Source organism: Mycobacterium sp. E3298 (assembly GCF_001666895.1).
GTDB lineage: Bacteria > Actinomycetota > Actinomycetes > Mycobacteriales > Mycobacteriaceae > Mycobacterium.
In genome coordinates, this window is the sequence record NZ_LZJB01000504.1 from 32,976 (window position 1) to 49,173 (window position 16,198).

Annotated in this window: 17 protein-coding genes; 5 read left to right on the top strand and 12 right to left on the bottom strand. The window is 71.2% G+C overall.

What is annotated here, in order from left to right; genetic code table 11:
* Window positions 1-135: 135 nt before the first annotated feature.
* The 8 genes from recN to tyrS form a co-directional block, all read right to left on the bottom strand.
* The gene (gene recN, locus A9X05_RS23100; RefSeq protein ID WP_067784247.1) at window positions 136-1,893 is read right to left on the bottom strand and encodes a DNA repair protein RecN; all 1,758 of its coding nucleotides are present in this window, start codon (window positions 1,891-1,893) and stop codon (window positions 136-138) included.
* The gene (locus A9X05_RS23105) at window positions 1,894-2,826 is read right to left on the bottom strand and encodes an NAD kinase (protein ID WP_082950209.1); all 933 of its coding nucleotides are present in this window, start codon (window positions 2,824-2,826) and stop codon (window positions 1,894-1,896) included.
* Window positions 2,823-3,626, bottom strand: a complete 804-nt coding sequence (locus A9X05_RS23110) for a TlyA family RNA methyltransferase (RefSeq protein WP_067784249.1) — start codon at window positions 3,624-3,626, stop codon at window positions 2,823-2,825. Before A9X05_RS23110 ends, A9X05_RS23105 begins: the two co-directional genes overlap by 4 nt.
* A gap of 8 nt (window positions 3,627-3,634) precedes the next feature.
* Window positions 3,635-3,820, bottom strand: coding sequence for a hypothetical protein (locus tag A9X05_RS23115; protein WP_067750365.1), 186 nt, complete (start codon window positions 3,818-3,820; stop codon window positions 3,635-3,637).
* Between the two features lie 23 nt (window positions 3,821-3,843).
* Window positions 3,844-4,854 carry an HAD-IIA family hydrolase gene (locus A9X05_RS23120; RefSeq protein ID WP_067784251.1) on the bottom strand — a complete coding sequence of 337 codons (1,011 nt, stop codon included), beginning with the start codon at window positions 4,852-4,854 and terminating at the stop codon, window positions 3,844-3,846.
* Entirely contained in the window at window positions 4,851-5,639 is a 789-nt protein-coding gene (locus A9X05_RS23125; RefSeq protein ID WP_082950208.1) for a tetratricopeptide repeat protein, read from the bottom strand. Before A9X05_RS23125 ends, A9X05_RS23120 begins: the two co-directional genes overlap by 4 nt.
* Before the next feature lie 28 nt (window positions 5,640-5,667).
* Window positions 5,668-6,042 (bottom strand): DUF732 domain-containing protein, encoded by a 375-nt coding sequence (locus tag A9X05_RS23130; RefSeq protein ID WP_304442282.1) that lies wholly within the window; start codon window positions 6,040-6,042, stop codon window positions 5,668-5,670.
* 76 nt (window positions 6,043-6,118) lie between these two features.
* The gene (tyrS, locus tag A9X05_RS23135) at window positions 6,119-7,390 is read right to left on the bottom strand and encodes a tyrosine--tRNA ligase (protein WP_067750360.1); all 1,272 of its coding nucleotides are present in this window, start codon (window positions 7,388-7,390) and stop codon (window positions 6,119-6,121) included.
* Between the two features lie 127 nt (window positions 7,391-7,517).
* Here tyrS and A9X05_RS23140 point away from each other — a divergent pair, with 127 nt between their 5' ends.
* Window positions 7,518-8,408, top strand: a complete 891-nt coding sequence (locus A9X05_RS23140; RefSeq protein WP_067784253.1) for a bile acid:sodium symporter family protein — start codon at window positions 7,518-7,520, stop codon at window positions 8,406-8,408.
* On the opposite strand, the gene A9X05_RS23145 is transcribed toward A9X05_RS23140, so the two are convergent.
* Window positions 8,405-9,016, bottom strand: coding sequence for a DNA-3-methyladenine glycosylase (locus A9X05_RS23145; RefSeq protein WP_067784255.1), 612 nt, complete (start codon window positions 9,014-9,016; stop codon window positions 8,405-8,407). The genes A9X05_RS23140 and A9X05_RS23145 overlap by 4 nt on opposite strands.
* A 71-nt stretch (window positions 9,017-9,087) precedes the next feature.
* Here A9X05_RS23145 and A9X05_RS23150 point away from each other — a divergent pair, with 71 nt between their 5' ends.
* From A9X05_RS23150 to A9X05_RS23165, 4 genes are read left to right on the top strand one after another with little or no spacing between them, the layout of a single operon-like run.
* Window positions 9,088-10,368: an ammonium transporter gene (locus tag A9X05_RS23150; RefSeq protein ID WP_067784257.1), complete on the top strand. Its 1,281-nt coding sequence runs from the start codon at window positions 9,088-9,090 to the stop codon at window positions 10,366-10,368.
* Between the two features lie 31 nt (window positions 10,369-10,399).
* Complete coding sequence (locus A9X05_RS23155; protein WP_067784258.1) at window positions 10,400-11,155, top strand: ABC transporter ATP-binding protein; 756 nt, start codon at window positions 10,400-10,402, stop codon at window positions 11,153-11,155.
* Complete coding sequence (locus tag A9X05_RS23160) at window positions 11,089-11,907, top strand: ABC transporter permease (protein WP_197499178.1); 819 nt, start codon at window positions 11,089-11,091, stop codon at window positions 11,905-11,907. Before A9X05_RS23155 ends, A9X05_RS23160 begins: the two co-directional genes overlap by 67 nt.
* Window positions 11,907-12,530 carry a TetR family transcriptional regulator gene (locus A9X05_RS23165; protein ID WP_067784275.1) on the top strand — a complete coding sequence of 208 codons (624 nt, stop codon included), beginning with the start codon at window positions 11,907-11,909 and terminating at the stop codon, window positions 12,528-12,530. Before A9X05_RS23160 ends, A9X05_RS23165 begins: the two co-directional genes overlap by 1 nt.
* Here the strand turns inward: A9X05_RS23165 and A9X05_RS23170 are convergent.
* Genes A9X05_RS23170 through A9X05_RS23180 form a run of 3 tightly spaced genes read right to left on the bottom strand, consistent with a single transcriptional unit; the run spans window position 12,514 to window position 16,179 of the window.
* Window positions 12,514-12,711 (bottom strand): Trm112 family protein, encoded by a 198-nt coding sequence (locus A9X05_RS23170; protein ID WP_067784262.1) that lies wholly within the window; start codon window positions 12,709-12,711, stop codon window positions 12,514-12,516. The two genes, A9X05_RS23165 and A9X05_RS23170, sit on opposite strands and share 17 nt — an antisense overlap.
* Window positions 12,704-15,721: an acyl-CoA synthetase gene (locus tag A9X05_RS23175; protein ID WP_156669976.1), complete on the bottom strand. Its 3,018-nt coding sequence runs from the start codon at window positions 15,719-15,721 to the stop codon at window positions 12,704-12,706. The genes A9X05_RS23170 and A9X05_RS23175 overlap by 8 nt, the downstream gene beginning before the upstream one ends.
* A 53-nt stretch (window positions 15,722-15,774) precedes the next feature.
* Window positions 15,775-16,179 carry a DUF4189 domain-containing protein gene (locus tag A9X05_RS23180; RefSeq protein WP_082971047.1) on the bottom strand — a complete coding sequence of 135 codons (405 nt, stop codon included), beginning with the start codon at window positions 16,177-16,179 and terminating at the stop codon, window positions 15,775-15,777.
* Window positions 16,180-16,198 lie beyond the last annotated feature (19 nt).

Consider the following 16,198-nt stretch of genomic DNA (forward strand, 5'->3'; position numbering starts at 1 on the left):
CAGAAGTTGACTAGAGCCCCATTAGTCACAAGCCGCTAACGGGTTGATCGCGCGAGGGTGCACAGTTGCACGGCTTCAGCGGCGTGTCGCTGTGCAAACACGCACGCTCGCGCCGGCGGAGAAGGCTCCTGGGCGTTAAATCTCGTCCTTCTGAGCCGCATCGAGCAGTTCGCGGGCGTGCGCCCGGCCGCTGTCGGACTCGCCCAGCCCGGCCAGCATCCGCGCCAGTTCGGCGACCCGCTCGTCGCCGGTGACCCGCCGCACCACGCTGGTCCCCTTGGGCCCGGCGCTATGCACCACCAGATGCACGTCGGCGTACGCCGCGACCTGAGGCAGGTGCGTGACCACGATGACCTGGTGGGTGCGCGCCAGCCGCGCCAGGCGCCGCCCGATCTGCACCGCGGCCCGGCCGCCGACGCCGGCGTCGACCTCGTCGAACACCATGGTGGTTCCCGCGGCCGAGGCGGCCAGCACCACCTCCAGCGCCAGCATCACCCGGGACAGCTCGCCGCCGGAGGCGCTCTTGGCCAGGGGAAGCTGATCCATCCCGCGGTGCGCGGCGAAACCGAACTCGACCTGATCGACGCCGTCGGCGCCCGCGCGGGCCAGGTCGCCCGACGGGAGCGCGAGCGCGGCGGGGTCGTCCTTGTCGGCGGCGACGTCGTTGCTCACGTCGATGCCGAACTGGGCGTCGGCCATCGCCAGCCCGGACAGCTCGGCGGTGACCTCCTTGGCGAGCCGCTTGGCGGCCTTGCGCCGGATGCCGCTGAGATCGATTGCGGCTTCGGCCAATTCGCGTGCCAGCTCATCGACCCGGGTCGCGAGAGCCTGCAGGCCCTCCTCGGAGACGTCGAGCTGGGCCAGGCGGTCCCGCGACTCCCGGGCCCACCGCAACACGCCGTCGACGTCCGCGGCGTACTTGCGGGTCAGCGTGCGCAGCTCGGCCTGCCGGGCCAGCTTGGCTTCCAGCGCGCTGGCGTCGACCGGCAGCTCGTCCAGGTAGGCGCTCAGTTCGCCGGCCGCGTCGGCGACGACGGTGAGCGCCTCGCCGACCTGCCCGGCCAGCGAGCGCAGCTTCGCGTCGTCGCTCGACTCGAGGGCGGCCCGGGCGCGCCCCAGGCAGTCCGCGGCGCTGTGCCCGTCGGCGCCGGCGTCGTCGGCCGCGCCGCTCAGTGCCGCGTGCGCGGTGACCGCGGCCTCGCGCAGGGTGTCCAGCTCGGAGAGCCGGACGATGTCGGCGACCAGGGCGTCGTCCTCGCCCGGTTGCGGGTCGACGGTGTCAATCTCGTTGAGCGCGAATGTCAGCCGGTCGGATTCCAGCGCCAGCTCGCGCATGCGGTTGCGGCGGTCGATGAGGTCGTGCCGCGCGGTGAGCCAGGCGTCGCGCAGTTTGCGGTAGCGCTCGAGCGCGGGGGCCGCCTTGGCGAAGCGGTCCAGCGCGCCGCGTTGCTCCTCGGGCCGCATCAGCCGCAGCTGGTCGTTCTGCCCGTGCAGCGTGAGCAGCTCCGCGGTGAAGTCGCCCAGCGACTTGGCGGGCACGCTGCGACCGCCGAGGTACGCCCGCGACGGCCCGTCGCGGCTGACCGAGCGCAGCGCGATCACGCTGCCGTCCTCGTCGCGTTCGGCGCCCGAGGCGTCCAGCATCCCGTCCAGCAGGGCGACCGCGGCGTCCTCGAGATCGGTTGTGGTGAAACGGCCTTCGACGACCGCACGGTCGGCGCCGGACCGAACGCGGGTGGCGTCGGCGCGGGCGCCGCCGAGCAGGTGCAGCCCGGTCACCACCATCGTCTTGCCGGTGCCGGTTTCGCCGGTCAGTACGGTCAGGCCGCGGTCGAACTCCCCGACCGCTGCGCTGATGGCGCCCAGCGACTCGATCCGGATTTCGGTCAGCATCTACTTCCCACGCCACCCGGTGACCGGCAACCGGAATTTGCGCACCAACCGGTCGGTGAACGGCGCGCTGTCCAGGCGCGCCCATTTCACCGGTGTGTCGCAACGCCTTACCTCGATCCGGCTACCGGCCGGGATCAGCATCTCGCGGCGGCCGTCGCAGAACACCAGCGCGTCGTGACCGTCCGCCTCGATCTCGATGGCGATGGTGGCGTCGGGGCTGGTGACCATCGGCCGGCCGAACAGCGCGTGAGCGTTGTTGGGCACCACCAGGATTGCCTCGAGGTCCGGCCACAACACCGGGCCGCCCGCGGAGAACGCATAGGCGGTGGACCCGGTGGGCGTCGACACCAGCACCCCGTCGCACCCGAACGCCGAGACCGGCCGCCCGTCGATCTCGACGACCACCCCCAGCACGCCCAGCCGCGGGCCCTTTTCCAGGCTGACCTCGTTGAGCGCCCAGCCGTGCGCGATCTCGCGCCCGCCCGTGCGCACCAGCACGTCCAGCGTCAGGCGGTCCTCGACCCGGTAGTCCTTGGCGACCACGTGGTCCAGCACCCGGTCGATGGCCTCCGCCTCGGCCTCGGCCAGGAAGCCGATCCGACCCAGGTTGACGCCCAGGACCGGGATCCCGGCGTTGCGGGCCAGTTCGGCCGCACGCAGGAACGTGCCGTCCCCGCCGAGCACCAGCACCAGCTCGCACCCGTCGGCCGCCTGCGGATCCGCGTCCACCACCTCGATCTCGACGCCCATCGCCCGGATGTCGTCGGGGGCCACATGCAGCGAGCCGCGGTCGACCGCCTCGGCGGACAACACGCGAAGCCCGATGTCGTTGGCGCCCAACACCTTCTGCACGCGGGCCGCCGTCTCGGTGGCTTCCTCGCGGCCGGTGTGCACCACCATCAGCACGGTGCGCTGCTCGGTCCCCGACGTCACTGCGGACCCTCGTCTACCGCGCGGCGCACCGCCGCCACCAACTCGTCATCCGCCAATCCCGGCTGCCCGCGAAGCAAGAGGAAATATTCGACATTGCCCGACGGGCCGGGCAGCGGGCTGGCGGTGACGCCGGCGGCATGCCAGCCCAGCTCGCCGGCGCGGCGCGCCACGGCCAGCACGGCATCGGCGCGCAGGCCGGGGTCGTGCACCACCCCGCCGGCGCCGACCTGGCCCCGGCCCACCTCAAACTGCGGCTTCACCATGGGAACGATATCCGCAGTGGGCGAAGCACATCCAGCCAGCGCGGGCAACACGGTGGCGAGCGAAATGAACGACAGGTCGGCCACGATCAGGTCGACGGGTCCCCCGATCGCCTCGAGCGTCAGGTCGCGGGCGTTGGTCCGCTCGACGACGACGACCCGCGGGTCGCAGCGCAGCGACCACGCCAGCTGGCCGTAGCCGACATCGACGGCGACGACCTCCGCGGCCCCGCGGTCCAGCAGGACCTCGGTGAACCCGCCGGTGGACGCGCCGGCGTCCAGACAGCGACGGCCCGCCACCGGAATCCCGAAGGTGTCCAGGGCGCCGATCAGCTTGTGCGCGCCGCGCGACACCCAGCCCCGTTCCCCGTCGTCGGCGACGGTCAGGGCCGCGGTGACCGCGACGGCGGTGCCCGGCTTGCGCGCCGGCAGCCCGTCGATGCTGACCCGGCCGGCGCCGATCAACTCCGCGGCCTGTTGACGCGATCGCGCGAGGCCGCGCCGGACCAGTTCGGCGTCGACGCGGGCGCGGCGAGACATGCGCGCACTCAGCCCTTCTCCGCCGACTCCAGCGCGGCCATCAGCACGTCGTGCGCCTCGGAGAGGCGGCGGGCGATGTCTTCGAGCTCCGTCAGCGACGGCTCGTTGTCGGGATCGTCCGGCGCCCCGGGCTCGGGCAGCCTGGCCAGCAGGGCGTCGATTTCGGCGCGGATTTCTTCAGGATCGATAGTCATTGCGCTCTTACGCTAGTCACCCGTCAGTCGCCGCGCACCAACGACCAGCGCCGCAACGCGGCGCGGGCGTTGTCATCGGCGGCCCGGATATCCACCGGGCGCCCGTCCGGCCGCGCATCCCATACCGCGCTGGCGACCGCCCGCACGATCGAGAGCCCGTCGCCGTCGTCGGGCCGGGCGCCGCTGACGGTCACCGCGTCCTCGTCGACGTCGACGCGCCAGCCCGGCTGCGGGCCGACCGCGAGTTGCTCGCCGTCGGAGTGCAGCGCGCGCAGGTCGTGGCCGATGTAGGTCGGCCGGCGCGCCGGTTCGGCGTACACCGCGTCCCGCGCCGAGCTGACGCCGGTGAGCACCATCAGGCTGGGCAGCTCGGCCGCGTTGGCGCCCTCGATGTCGGTGTCCAGCCGGTCGCCCACCACCAGGGGCGCGCGGAACTCGCCGCGGGCCGCCGCGTCGGTCAGCAGCCCGGGCGCCGGCTTGCCCGCGACCTGCGGCTCGGCGCCGGTGGCCGCCCGCAACGCGGCGACGAAGGAGCCGTTCCCGGGCAGCAGGCCCCGCTCGGTGGGCAGGGTCGGATCGATGTTGGCCGCCACCCACAGGGCCCCGGACCGGATGGCCAGCGCGGCCTCGGCGAGGTCCGGCCAGCCGATGGTCATCGAGAGGCCCTGGACGACGGCGACCGGGTCGTCGCCATAGCGCCGCACCGGGCGCAGGCCGACGGCGGCCACCTCGTCGGCCAGCGCGTCCGTGCCCACGATCAGCACCGGCGACCCCGCCGGCAACCGGTCGGCCAGCAGGCGGGCTGCGCTCTGGGCGCTGGTCGCGACGTCGTCGGCGGTGGCGGTGAAGCCGAGCTCGGTCAGGTGCGCCGCCACCTCGGCGGCGCTGCGCGAGGCGTTGTTGGTGACGAAGAAGGCGCGGCTTTGCACCTCGGCCAGCGCCTCGACCGCACCCTCGGTGGGCCGGCGGCCACGAAACAGGGTTCCGTCCAGGTCGAGCAGCAGGCAATCATATTGGCGCGCAACGCTTGTCATCCGGAGCCCAGCTCGCTGACCCGGTCTTCGGCATCGGTGGCGCCGTCGACGTCGGCGGCGGCCGAGCGCAAAAACCATTGCAGCGCTTCGTCATTGCGGCCCAGCGCAAGCAGCGTGTCGGCGTAGGCGTAGAACAGCCGCGCCGCCGTCGAGCCCTGGCGGCCGGGGTCCAGCTGCGGCGTCGACAACACGGTCAGCGCCTGCTCGAGCTGCCCGAGGTCCGCGCGGGCGCCGGCGGCGACGATGCGCAGCTCGTCGGCGTCGTCCCCCGCGAGCTGGGCCGCCTCGGGCCCGCGCGCGAGTTCGATCGCCCGCTCCGGGCGGCCAAGCCCGCGTTCGCAATCCGCGATCAGCGCGAGCAGGTTGGACTTGCTGCCCATCCTGCGGGCGGCGCGCAATTCGGCCAGCGCCTGCGCCCAGTCGCCGCAGTGGTAGGCGGCGATACCGACCGCCTCGCGAATCGCGGCGATCCGGCTGGACCGGGCCCGCGCCGCGCGGGCGTGGCTCAGCGCGGCCTCGGGGTCCTCGTCGAGCAGCTCGCCGGCGGCGACGAGGTGGCGCGCCACCGCGTCCGCCGTGGCGCGGTCCAGTGTGCTGAGCTCGCCGCGGATCTCGGGCGCCAGCTGCCGGGCTTCGACGCCCGGGGGTATCGGCGGTCCGGCGTCCGGCGTGCGGTGGCCGTCGGGCTGCTGCGGCTGGGCCGGTCGCGCCCGGCCGGGCCCCGACCAGGCGCCGGATGCGCGCGGGCGCCGTTCACCCCGCTGCCGCTGCCTGTCGTCGACCACGCAGCCGAGGATACGGGGGCGCCGCCGGCTAGTACGCCATGAGCCGGTTCTGCAGCAGCGGCGCGATCACGGCCGGGCAGTAGTTTGCGACGGCGACGATGGTGAACAGGCCGGCCGACTCGTAGCCCAGGCCGCTGCGCTTGGACATCTCGGCGGCCACCGAGTCGAAGGACTGGCCCGGCATGACCAGCATCGGGCACACCGACTCGCCCAGCGCCAGGGCGCTGGCCGGGTGGGGATAGGTGATCCCGGCGTTGGACAGCGCCATCAGGAAGGCGTTTCCCCGCATGTCGGCGCGCACGGGCGCGGCCAGCGGGGCGGCCAGGCCCGCAACGCAGGCGCCCACTCCCACGAGACGCAGCAGGGCCCACTCCACACGCCTGAGGGATGTCATCGTGACCACCCTGGCCAATGTGGGTCACAGCCGCAACACGGTGCGGTAAAGATTTGGCCATCCGGGCGTTTTGCGGGTGCGTCCCTCAGACCTTTTCGATCCCCGCGACGGTGCGCTTGCCGCGGCGCAGCACCAGCCACCGGCCGTGCAGGAAGTCCGACGGCTGCGGCGACCAGTCCTCGCTGTCGATGCGCGCATTGTTGACCGACACCCCGCCCTCGCCGATCGTGCGGCGCGCGGCCTTGCGGCTCTCGGACAGACCGCTGGCCACCAGCAGATCGACGATCCCGTCCGGGCCGCCGGGCTTGAGCTCGGCGACCGAGGCCTCGCGCAGCGCCGCCGCCAGCGTCGCCTCGTCCAGCCGGTCCAGCTCGCCCTGCCCGAACAGCGCCCGGCTGGCGTGCTCGACCGCCTCGGTAGCCGCCTCCCCGTGCACCAGCGCGGTCAGTTCCCGGGCCAGCCGGCGCTGCGCGGCCCGCTGTTGCGGGCGCTCTCGGGTGGCCTCTTCCAGTTCGGCCAGCTCGTCGGCCGACAGGAAGGTGAACCACCGCAGGTACCGGATCACGTCGGCGTCGGCAGTGTTGAAGAAGTACTGGTACCAGGCGTACGGCGTGGTCATCGCGGGGTCGAGCCACAGGCTGCCGCCGCCGGTCGACTTGCCGAACTTGGTGCCGTCGGCCGCGGTCACCAGCGGGACGGTGAGCGCGTGCACCGTCGCGCCCAGCTTCTGGCGGACCAACCGGACCCCGGCGATGATGTTGCCCCACTGGTCGGAGCCGCCGATCTGCAGCGTGCAGCCGTACCGGCGGTGCAATTCGACGTAGTCGTTGGCCTGCAGGAGCATGTAGCTGAACTCGGTGTAGGAGATGCCCTCGCCCTCCAGCCGCCGCCGGACGGTGTCGCGATCCAGCATGACGTTGACCGAGAAGTGCTTGCCGAGGTCGCGCAGGAACTCGATGGCCGACAACGGGGCGGTCCAGTCCAGGTTGTCGACGACGACCGCGCCCGTCGGCGACTCGTCGAAATCGACGAAGCGCTCCAGCTGCCCGCGGATGCGCTCGGTCCATTCGGCGACGGTGTCCGCCTCGTTGAGGGTGCGCTCCCCGACGTCGCGCGGGTCACCGATCATGCCGGTGGCCCCGCCGGCGAGCACGATCGGACGGTGGCCGGCGCGCTGAAAACGCCGCAACGCCAGCAGCGGCACCAGGTGGCCCGCGTGCAGGCTGGCGGCCGTGGGGTCGAAGCCGGCGTACACCGTCATCGGCCCACGCTGCGCCTCGGCGGCCAGCGCGTCGAGGTCGGTGGACTGCGCGATCAGCCCGCGCCAGCCCAGCTCGTCAAGGATCCCGGAAGACATCGCCAGCGACTTTAGTCGCTCCCGCGGCCACGATTCGCCCTTGCGCCGCCCGATAAGGCAAGCTCATGCGCGGCGCAGCGTCGCGCCGTCGCCTTCGGCGGTAAGTGCACCGACAACGCGGAGCGTTATGGACAACCGATACTGGCCGTTGGTCGTCGTGGTCGTGATGCTCGCCCTCGGGCTGACGCTCACGATCGACGATTTCAAGCGGGCCGCCACGCTGCGGAGGCCTTTGGTGGTTGCGCTGATCTGTCAGTCGCTGCTGCTCCCGGCCCTGTGCCTGGTCATCGCCGAGGCCTTCCATCTCGAAGCCCACCTGGCGGTCGGGCTCATGCTGATGGCCGCCACCCCCGGCGGGACGATGTCCAGCATCCTCAGCCACCTGTTCAACGGCGACCTGGCGCTCAACCTGACGCTGACCGCAATCAATGCCGTGCTGTCGATCGTCGCGTTGCCCGCGATCCTGGCGGTGTCGATGACCTGGTTTCTCGGCGGGGGTCGGTTTCTGCCGCTTCAGCTGGACAAGTTCTTCACGGTCTTCGGCCTGGTGCTCGTCCCCATCGCGATCGGCGTCGCATTTAGGCACCGCTTCCCCGAGCTGGCGCGGCGCCTGCAGAAACCGGTCCGAATACTGGCCATCGCGCTGTTGATCGTCGCGGTCCTGGGTGCCATCGCCGGAGGGCGAAAGACGCTGTGGCACAACATCGGGGTGCTCACGGCAGCCGTCGTGACGTTCTGCGCGGTCAGCCTGACGGTCGGCTACCTGGCGCCGCGCCTGATGCGGCTGGCTCCGCGGCAGGCCGTGGCGGTCAGCCTGGAGGTCGGCATGCACAACGCCGTCGTGGCGATGGGCGTCGCGCTGAGCCCCCAGCTGCTGAACAGCGCCGAGATGGCCACGCCCGCCGCGCTGTACAGCGCCGTGGCGCCCCTGCTGGCCGTGACGTTCATCGTGCTCGCGCGCCGCGTGGACCCCGCCTTCCGGGCGGCGGCGCGCCCGGACGAGCCGGCGCGCGCCTAGTCGCTGGTGCCCGGGGCGGGCGCCCGCGGGCTGCGCCGGTAGGCCGAGACCTCGGGCCGGCCCGCGAGCCACAACCGCCAGGGCCGGTCGGCGGCCTGGCTGACCCCGACGCGGGGGCCGGACGCGGCGGTGAGCGGCTCGTTGAGTTCCAGCGTTATCGGGCTGGCGGGATCGAAGAGGTCGATCCCGTTGTCGTCTATGGTGATTCCCAGCGCCGAACACAGGTTGCCCGGTCCCCGGGCGAGGGCGGCCCCGCGGACCAGCTCGCCGCGCCGGGCGCGCGCGACGTCGGTGCCGTCCTCGAGCGCGGCCGCCCGCAGCAAGACGGCCGCGGCGGTGCCGTCCGGTCCGCACGAGACGTTGGCGCAGACGTGGATCCCGTGGCTGCGGTAGGTGTACAGCCGTCCGGGAGGCCCGAACATCACCGCGTTGCGCCCGCTGATGCCGCGGTACGAGTGGGCCGCGGCGTCCGGCCACGGGCCGTCCGGGACGCCACCATAAGCCTCGACTTCGACGACGACGGCCCTGACGTCCCGGCCGGTCAGCGTGGCGCCGAGGAGCCGATGGGCGGCCGCGACGGGGTCGACTAACAGCTGGCTTGCGGCCACCCACCGAACCTACCGGCGGCGCTGCCGTGGCAATATCCCGGTGTCTTGGGACCAGTGAAGGAGCGCACGTCATGCATCCGATCGACCCCGCCGCCACCGCGTGGCTGCTGGCCAGCACGGCACTCGTCCTGCTGATGACCCCCGGCCTGGCGATCTTCTACGGCGGGATGGTCCGCACCACCGGCGTGCTCAACATGATCATGATGAGCTTCATCTCCATCCCGCTGGTCACGGTGGCGTGGCTGCTGGTCGGCTACACCATCGCGTTCTCCGAGGACGGCGCGAGCGGGTTCCTGGGCAACCTCCGCCACCTCGGGATGCTCGGGATCACCCCGGAGACCGCCCACGGGACGGTTCCCGAGCTGCTCTTCGCCACCTTCGAGGTGACGTTCGCGATCATCACGGCCGCACTGGTCAGCGGCGCGATCGCCGACCGCGCGAAGTTCGCGGCCTGGATGGTGTTCGTCCCGGTCTGGACGGTCGTCGTGTATTCGGTTGTGGCGCACTGGGTGTGGGGGCCAGGCGGTTGGCTGGCCAAACTGGGTGTGCTCGACTACGCGGGCGGCCTCGTCGTCGAGATCGTGTCCGGTTCCTCCGCGCTGGCGCTGGCGCTGGCGCTCGGCCCCCGCATCGGCTTCAAAAAGGACGCCATGCGGCCGCACAACCTGCCGCTCGTGCTGCTCGGGGTCGGCCTGCTGTGGTTCGGCTGGTTCGGGTTCAACGCCGGTTCCGCCCTGGCCGTCAACGGGACCGCCGCGGCCATCTTCCTCAACACGCTCGTCGCCGGGTGCCTCGGCATGCTCGGCTGGCTGTCGGTCGAGCAAATCCGCGACGGCAGGCCGACGACGTTCGGCGCGGCGTCCGGTGTGGTGGCCGGGCTGGTCGCCATCACGCCGTCCTGCGGCACCGTCAACACGCTGGGCGCGGCGGTCGTCGGGCTCGCGGCCGGGGTCGTGTGCTCGTTCGCGGTGAGCGCGAAATTCCGCTTCAACTATGACGATTCGCTGGACGTGGTCGGTGTGCACTTCGTCGGCGGCGTCGTCGGGGTGTCGTTGATCGGGTTGCTCGCCACGGCGGTCATGACGGCGGGCCCGCGGGGCCTGTTCTACGGGGGCGGCTTCACCCAGTTGGGCAGGCAACTGCTCGCGATCGTCGTGGTGGCGCTGTACGCGTTCACGGTGTCGTTCGTGCTCGCGAAGGTCATCGACCGGGTGATGGGTTTCCGGCTCAGCCCGGAAGACGAGACCACCGGCGTCGACCTCACGCAGCACGCCGAGACCGCCTACGCCGAGGGCGTGCACGGGCACCTCCCGCTGCGCCGCCCCGGATTGGACGAGCGCCCCAACCCTTGACAACTCCTCGCCGGAGGACGATATTCATCACATGATGACTTCATCCCGTGATGAATTAATCACGACTCCGGCCGTCCGCATCGAACACCTGCGGGTGGTCCGCGGGAAACGCCCCGCCCTGCACGACTTCTCGGTGCAGATCGGGCGGGGCAGCATCACGGGCCTGCTCGGCCCGTCCGGCTGCGGCAAGACCACCCTGATGCGCTGCATCGTGGGCACTCAGATCGTGACCTTGGGGACCGTCGAGGTGCTCGGCCACCCGGCCGGGTCGGCGCCGCTGCACCGCCGGGTCGGCTACCTCCCCCAGGACCCGACGATCTACAACGACCTGCGGATCGTCGACAACGTCCGTTACTTCGCCGCGCTGTACGGTTTCGAGCACCAGGCCGCCGACGACGCGATCGAACGGGTCGGGCTGGCCGACCACCGAACCGCGTTCTGCGGCAACCTTTCCGGCGGCCAGCGCACCCGGGTGTCGCTGGCCTGCGCGCTGGTCTGCCGGCCCGACCTGCTCGTGCTCGACGAGCCCACGGTCGGCCTGGACCCGGTTCTGCGCGCGGATCTCTGGGAGCAGTTCGCCGAGCTCGCCCGCGGCGGAACCACGCTGCTGGTCTCCAGCCACGTCATGGACGAAGCCGACCACTGCGGCGACCTGCTGCTGATGCGCGACGGTCACCTGCTTGCCCACACCACCCCGGCCCAACTACGAGAGGACACCGGATGCACGTCACTGGAGGACGCGTTTCTGTCCATCATCAAGCGCAGCACCATGCGCCAGGCCGGCTAGGGCTCAAGGGCTACACCGCCACCACGACGCGAATCCTGCGCCAGCTGGCGGCCGACCACCGCAGCGTCGCCATGATCCTGTTCGTGCCGGTCTTGGTGATCACGTTGATGTACTACATGTTTCAGAACGCGCCGCATCGGCCCGGCACGCCTGCGCCGTTCAACAACGCCTGCCTGATCCTGCTGGGCCTGTTCCCGCTGTTCGTCATGTTCATCATCACGGCCATCACGATGCAGCGCGAACGGGCCTCCGGGACGCTGGAGCGGATCCTGACCACTCCCCTGCGCCGGTTCGACCTGCTGATCGCCTATGGCAGCGCCTTCTCGGTGGCCGCCGCGGCGCAGGCGGTGCTGGCGTGCGTCGTGTCGTTCTGGTTGCTCGGCTTCGACACCGCAGGCAGCCCGGCGTGGGTGTTCGTGATCGCGATCGTCAACGCCGTCCTCGGCGTGGGCCTGGGGCTGTTGTGTAGTGCGTTCGCGCGCACCGAGTTTCAGGCGGTGCAGTTCATCCCGCTGGTGATGGTGCCGCAGCTGTTGCTGGCCGGCATCATCGTGCCGCGGGCGCTGATGCCGCACTGGCTGCAGTGGGTCAGCAACGTGATGCCGGCGAGCTACGCGCTGGAGGCGCTGCAACAGGTGGGCGCGCACCCCGAGCTGACCTACATCGCGGTGCGCGACATCGTCGTCGTCCTGGGCTTCGCCCTCGCGGCGCTGTGCCTGGCCGCGGCCACGCTGCGACGGCGGACGGCCTAGTGGCGATCACCAACAGCCAGCGCAGGCGGCCCGGCCGGCCGGCCGGCGGCTCCGACACCCGTGAGCGAATCCTCTCCAGCGCGCGAGAGCTGTTCGCCCGGAACGGCATTCGCAATACCTCGATACGCGCGGTGGCCGCGGCGGCCGGGGTGGATTCCGCCCTGGTGCACCACTACTTCGGCACCAAGGAAAAGCTCTTCGCCGCCGCCGTCCACATCCCGATCGACCCGATGGAGGTGATCGGCCAACTGCGCGAGGTACCCGTCGACGAGCTCGGCCACACCCTGCCGTCGATGTTGTTGCCGCTGTGGGATTCCGAGGTCGGCACCGCGTTCGTCGCCGCCCTGCGCTCCATCATCGCCGGCTCGGAAGTCAGCCTGTTCCGCACCTTCATCCAGGACGTGATCGCCGTGGAAGTCGGCCCGCGCGTTGACAATCCACCCGGAAGCGGACACATCCGCGTCCAATTCGTCGCGTCGCAACTGGTCGGCGTGGTGATGGCGCGCTACATCCTCAAGCTGGAGCCGTTCGCTTCGTTGCCGGCCGAGCAGGTCGCGGCGACCATCGCACCGAACCTGCAGCGCTACCTCACCGGGGATCTGCCGCCTAGCCTCGTGCCATGAGGCGCGCGTGCTCGTCATCGTCGACATCTCGGGCCTCGTCGACGAGCAGCACCGGAATGCCGTCCTCGATGCGATAGGCGCGCCGCAGCCGCGGGTTGTACAGCAATTCGTCGTCCACGAGCAGCAACGGACCCCGGTCGGCCGGGCACACCAGGATGCTCAGCAGCGAATCGTCAACCATCGGCGCGCCCCTTCAGTTCGGACCGGATGCCGGGGGTCAGCTTTCGGAAGTGCTGCCCGTCGGCGTCGAAGTACCACACCTGGCGGCCCGGCTTGGGAATTCCCGCCGCGCGCAGGGCGCTGACGGTCGGGCGGTAGGTCGCGCTCAGCGTCATCTCCGGGCAGACCTGGACGATGTCGGGCCCCACCCCGATCGGAATCTTCGCGACGGCGTCCGTCAGGTCCGCCGCGGTGATGCTGGCCCCGGGAAGCAGCGTCACCGCCGACACCGCGACCTCCCGGTCGCCCAGCGGCACGTTGTAGGTCACCGCGAGGTCGACACCGTTGATGCAGCCCAGCACGTTGGTGACCGGCTCGTCGAACACCAGGCCCCGCGCGGTGTGGACCACCGAGCCGCGCCGGCCCGCCAGCCAGTAGTCCCCGTCGTCGTCGCGGTAGAACAGGTACTCGGTGGAGATCCAGGTGTCGCCGGCGGCGAACACTCCCCGCTTGACCGACGCCGTCGGATCGATCGGACCGTTGGACGCGGCGAGCAGCACCCCGACCTGTTTCGGCTCGGCGACCTGGACGAAGCCGCGCTCGTTCTCCAGGATCAGGTCGTGCTCGGCGTCGTAGGCGGCCAGCTCGATGCGTCCGGCGCCGGGCAGCGGACGACCCTTGCTGCCGGTCTTCGCGCCGGAAACGTTGGCCAACACCGCTTGTCCGTCGGTGGTGGCGAAGAATTCGACGACGTGCGCGGGCGTGAACGCGTCGACGACCCGGCCCCACAAGCCGGTCGGCATGCCGGAACCGATGAACAGCCGCACCGGGTGGTTGCCGTGCAGCACGAACGCGGGATCGTCGACGATCTCGCGGAGCATGGCCCAGGTGTAGGACACCACGGTGACGCCGTACTGCCGCACCTCCTGGACGAACCGGTCGCGGTCCAGGCCGCGGGACAGCGCGATGCGGGTGCCGCCGACCACCGCGCCGCCGAGGCTCACCAGCAGCGCCGACTCGTGGTGCAGCGGGGTCAGGCAGTAGACGGTGTCCCGGCGGTCCAGGGCGGCCGTCGAGGCGGTCCCGAAGGCCGACACCGCCCAGCGGTAGTTGGTGATCTGCTTGGCCACCAGCTCGCCGCCGGCCGCGCTGAACGCGATGAACGCCAGGTCGCGGGCCAGCCCCGGGTTGGGGCGGTACCACCCGGGCAGCTGGACGGCGTCCGGGTCGATCTGCTCCATGTCGATGACGTCGCTGTCGTCGGGCAGGTGCAGATCGCGCGACTCGCCGCCGCCGAGCACCAGCACCTGACGCAGCCCCTGGCGGTCCGACGCCAGCACCGCCTCCAGATTGGCGGGGTCGGTGAGCAGCTCTGTCACCCCGCCGAGCCGGACCGACGCGGCCAGGTCGGCATCCGGTCGCATCACCACCCCGATCGCGCCCAGGCGCGACAGGGCGGCGATGGCGACCAGCGCGCTGGGTCGCGTCTCCATCAGGACGCCCACCCGGTCGCCCTGCCGCACGCCGACCTCGATCAGGCCGCGGACGACATTGTTGATGCGCCGGTTGACGGCCTCGTAGGTGTGCACGCGCCCGTCGAAGAGCAGGAATTCGCCCTGCGGGGCGTCGTGCGCCTGTTCCTCGATGATGCGGCCCAGCGAGATGCGGGTGTGGTCGTTGATCTGCCCCAGGCGGACCAGGCGCGGCAGGGTGCGGGCCGTCTCGACGGCCAGGGTGCGCATCGACTTGTTGGCCGCGACCACCGTGTTGGCCGCGCCGCGCACCATGCCCAGCGCCGCCTCGGAGACCTCGCCCAGGCCGTGCGTGATCCGGGAACTCAGCGCGACGCCGCTGTCGGTGTGCTCCGCGGGCTGGTCGGCCATCAGATCGATGCCCTCCGGCTTGTCGCCGCCGGTGGACAGCCACTTCACCCAGGCGGCGACGGTCGGCCAACTCTGTTGCGCCGCTTTCGATCCCACGACCAAGCCGAAATGGCCTGTGCGGATGGTGGATTCGTAGACTTCGGCGTCGGGTGCGGCGCGCCGGATGCCGCGCACCGAGGCCGGCTGCCCGATGTCGTCCACCTCGCCGACGAAGGCCAGCACCGGACAGGTGATGTCGGTGAGCGTGACCATCTGGCCGTTGACGGCGAAGCCGCCGGTCATCATCCGGTTGTGGGCGATGAACTGCTTGAGCAGTTCGGAGATCGCCGGGCCCGACCAGGCGATCCAGCCTTCGCGTTCGAGGAAGCGGCGCTGCTGCTCGCGCGGGAGTAGCGCCTCGCGGTCGTGCAGCTGGCGCACGAAGTCGACGCGCGCCTTGGCGGTCTTGAGCGGATCGAGCATCTGGAAGCCCGTGCGCGCCATCCAGCTGGGGATGGCCAGCCGGCTGAAGACGTGGTCCGCCATGAAGTTGGCGGCGGGCGCGGCGAAGTTTGCCGGGATGCCCATCGGCAGCGCGGCCAGGGTGTCCACCGGAGAACCGAAGGTGACGATGCTGGCCAGACTCTTCGACCGCCGGTAGGCGGCGACCTGGTAACACCACATGCCGCCCTGCGAATAGCCGACCAGGTGGATGTCGCTGCCGGTGACGTCCTTGACGGTGTCGATGGCCTGACTCAGCGCGACGATGTGGTCGGCGAGGGTGCGGCGCATGCCGCCTTCCACCTTGTCGGGCTCCCCGAAGTCGATCACCCAGGGATCCAGGCCGTTGGCGTGCAGGATGCCCACCGCGCCCTCCTCACGCGTGACGTCCCACATGTTCGCCGACATCATCATCGGGTGCACCATCAGCACCGGCGGACCCACCCGCTTCTCGCGCCGGCTGTCGGGCGGGAAGTAACGCCGGAGCTTGTACATCGGTACGCTCTCGACGATTTGCGACGGCGATGGGACGCTACCTGTTTCCAAGCCCCCCAGCCGGACAACCTCCAGCCCGTTCTGCGCCGTCGCAATCAGGCGCTCGACCGGTCGCGTGACAATCGACAAGTTGAGATCCACGGCCGCTCCCTTGTGTCTTGACAGCTCCGACATCATGGCACATCGGCGGGCTCGGCGGTCCTGGCCAGGTAATTTGCTCCGGGCGGTCAACCGTTGCAGTCGTGCAGGTCGATCTTGGCCCCGGGGCCCGCACCCTCCAGCGCCGCCGCGTCGGCCGCGTCGAGGGTCGGCGCGACCCGCGCCGCCAACGCGTTCCCGTCCCCGGCTTCGGCGATCGACAGACACCCCAGCCCCGACGTGAGGGCCTGGCAGTCGTTGGTCTTGCCCATGACGTCGCACCACAACACGGCGGCGTCCTCGGCCTGCTGCCGGGTGCGGTAGTTGAGGCGGATGGACTCTTCTCCGGTCGACGGCGACGCCGCGATCGCACCCCAGCAGCCCGGCCTGCAGTAGAAGTCGACGTCGGCCCGGGCCACCGGGGTCGCCACTTGCCATCCGGCGACGACGAGAGCACTCACCACCGCCGCCGGCCCGGCCGTCCTGCTTGGCATAACTCAGCGTCGCGGCCCT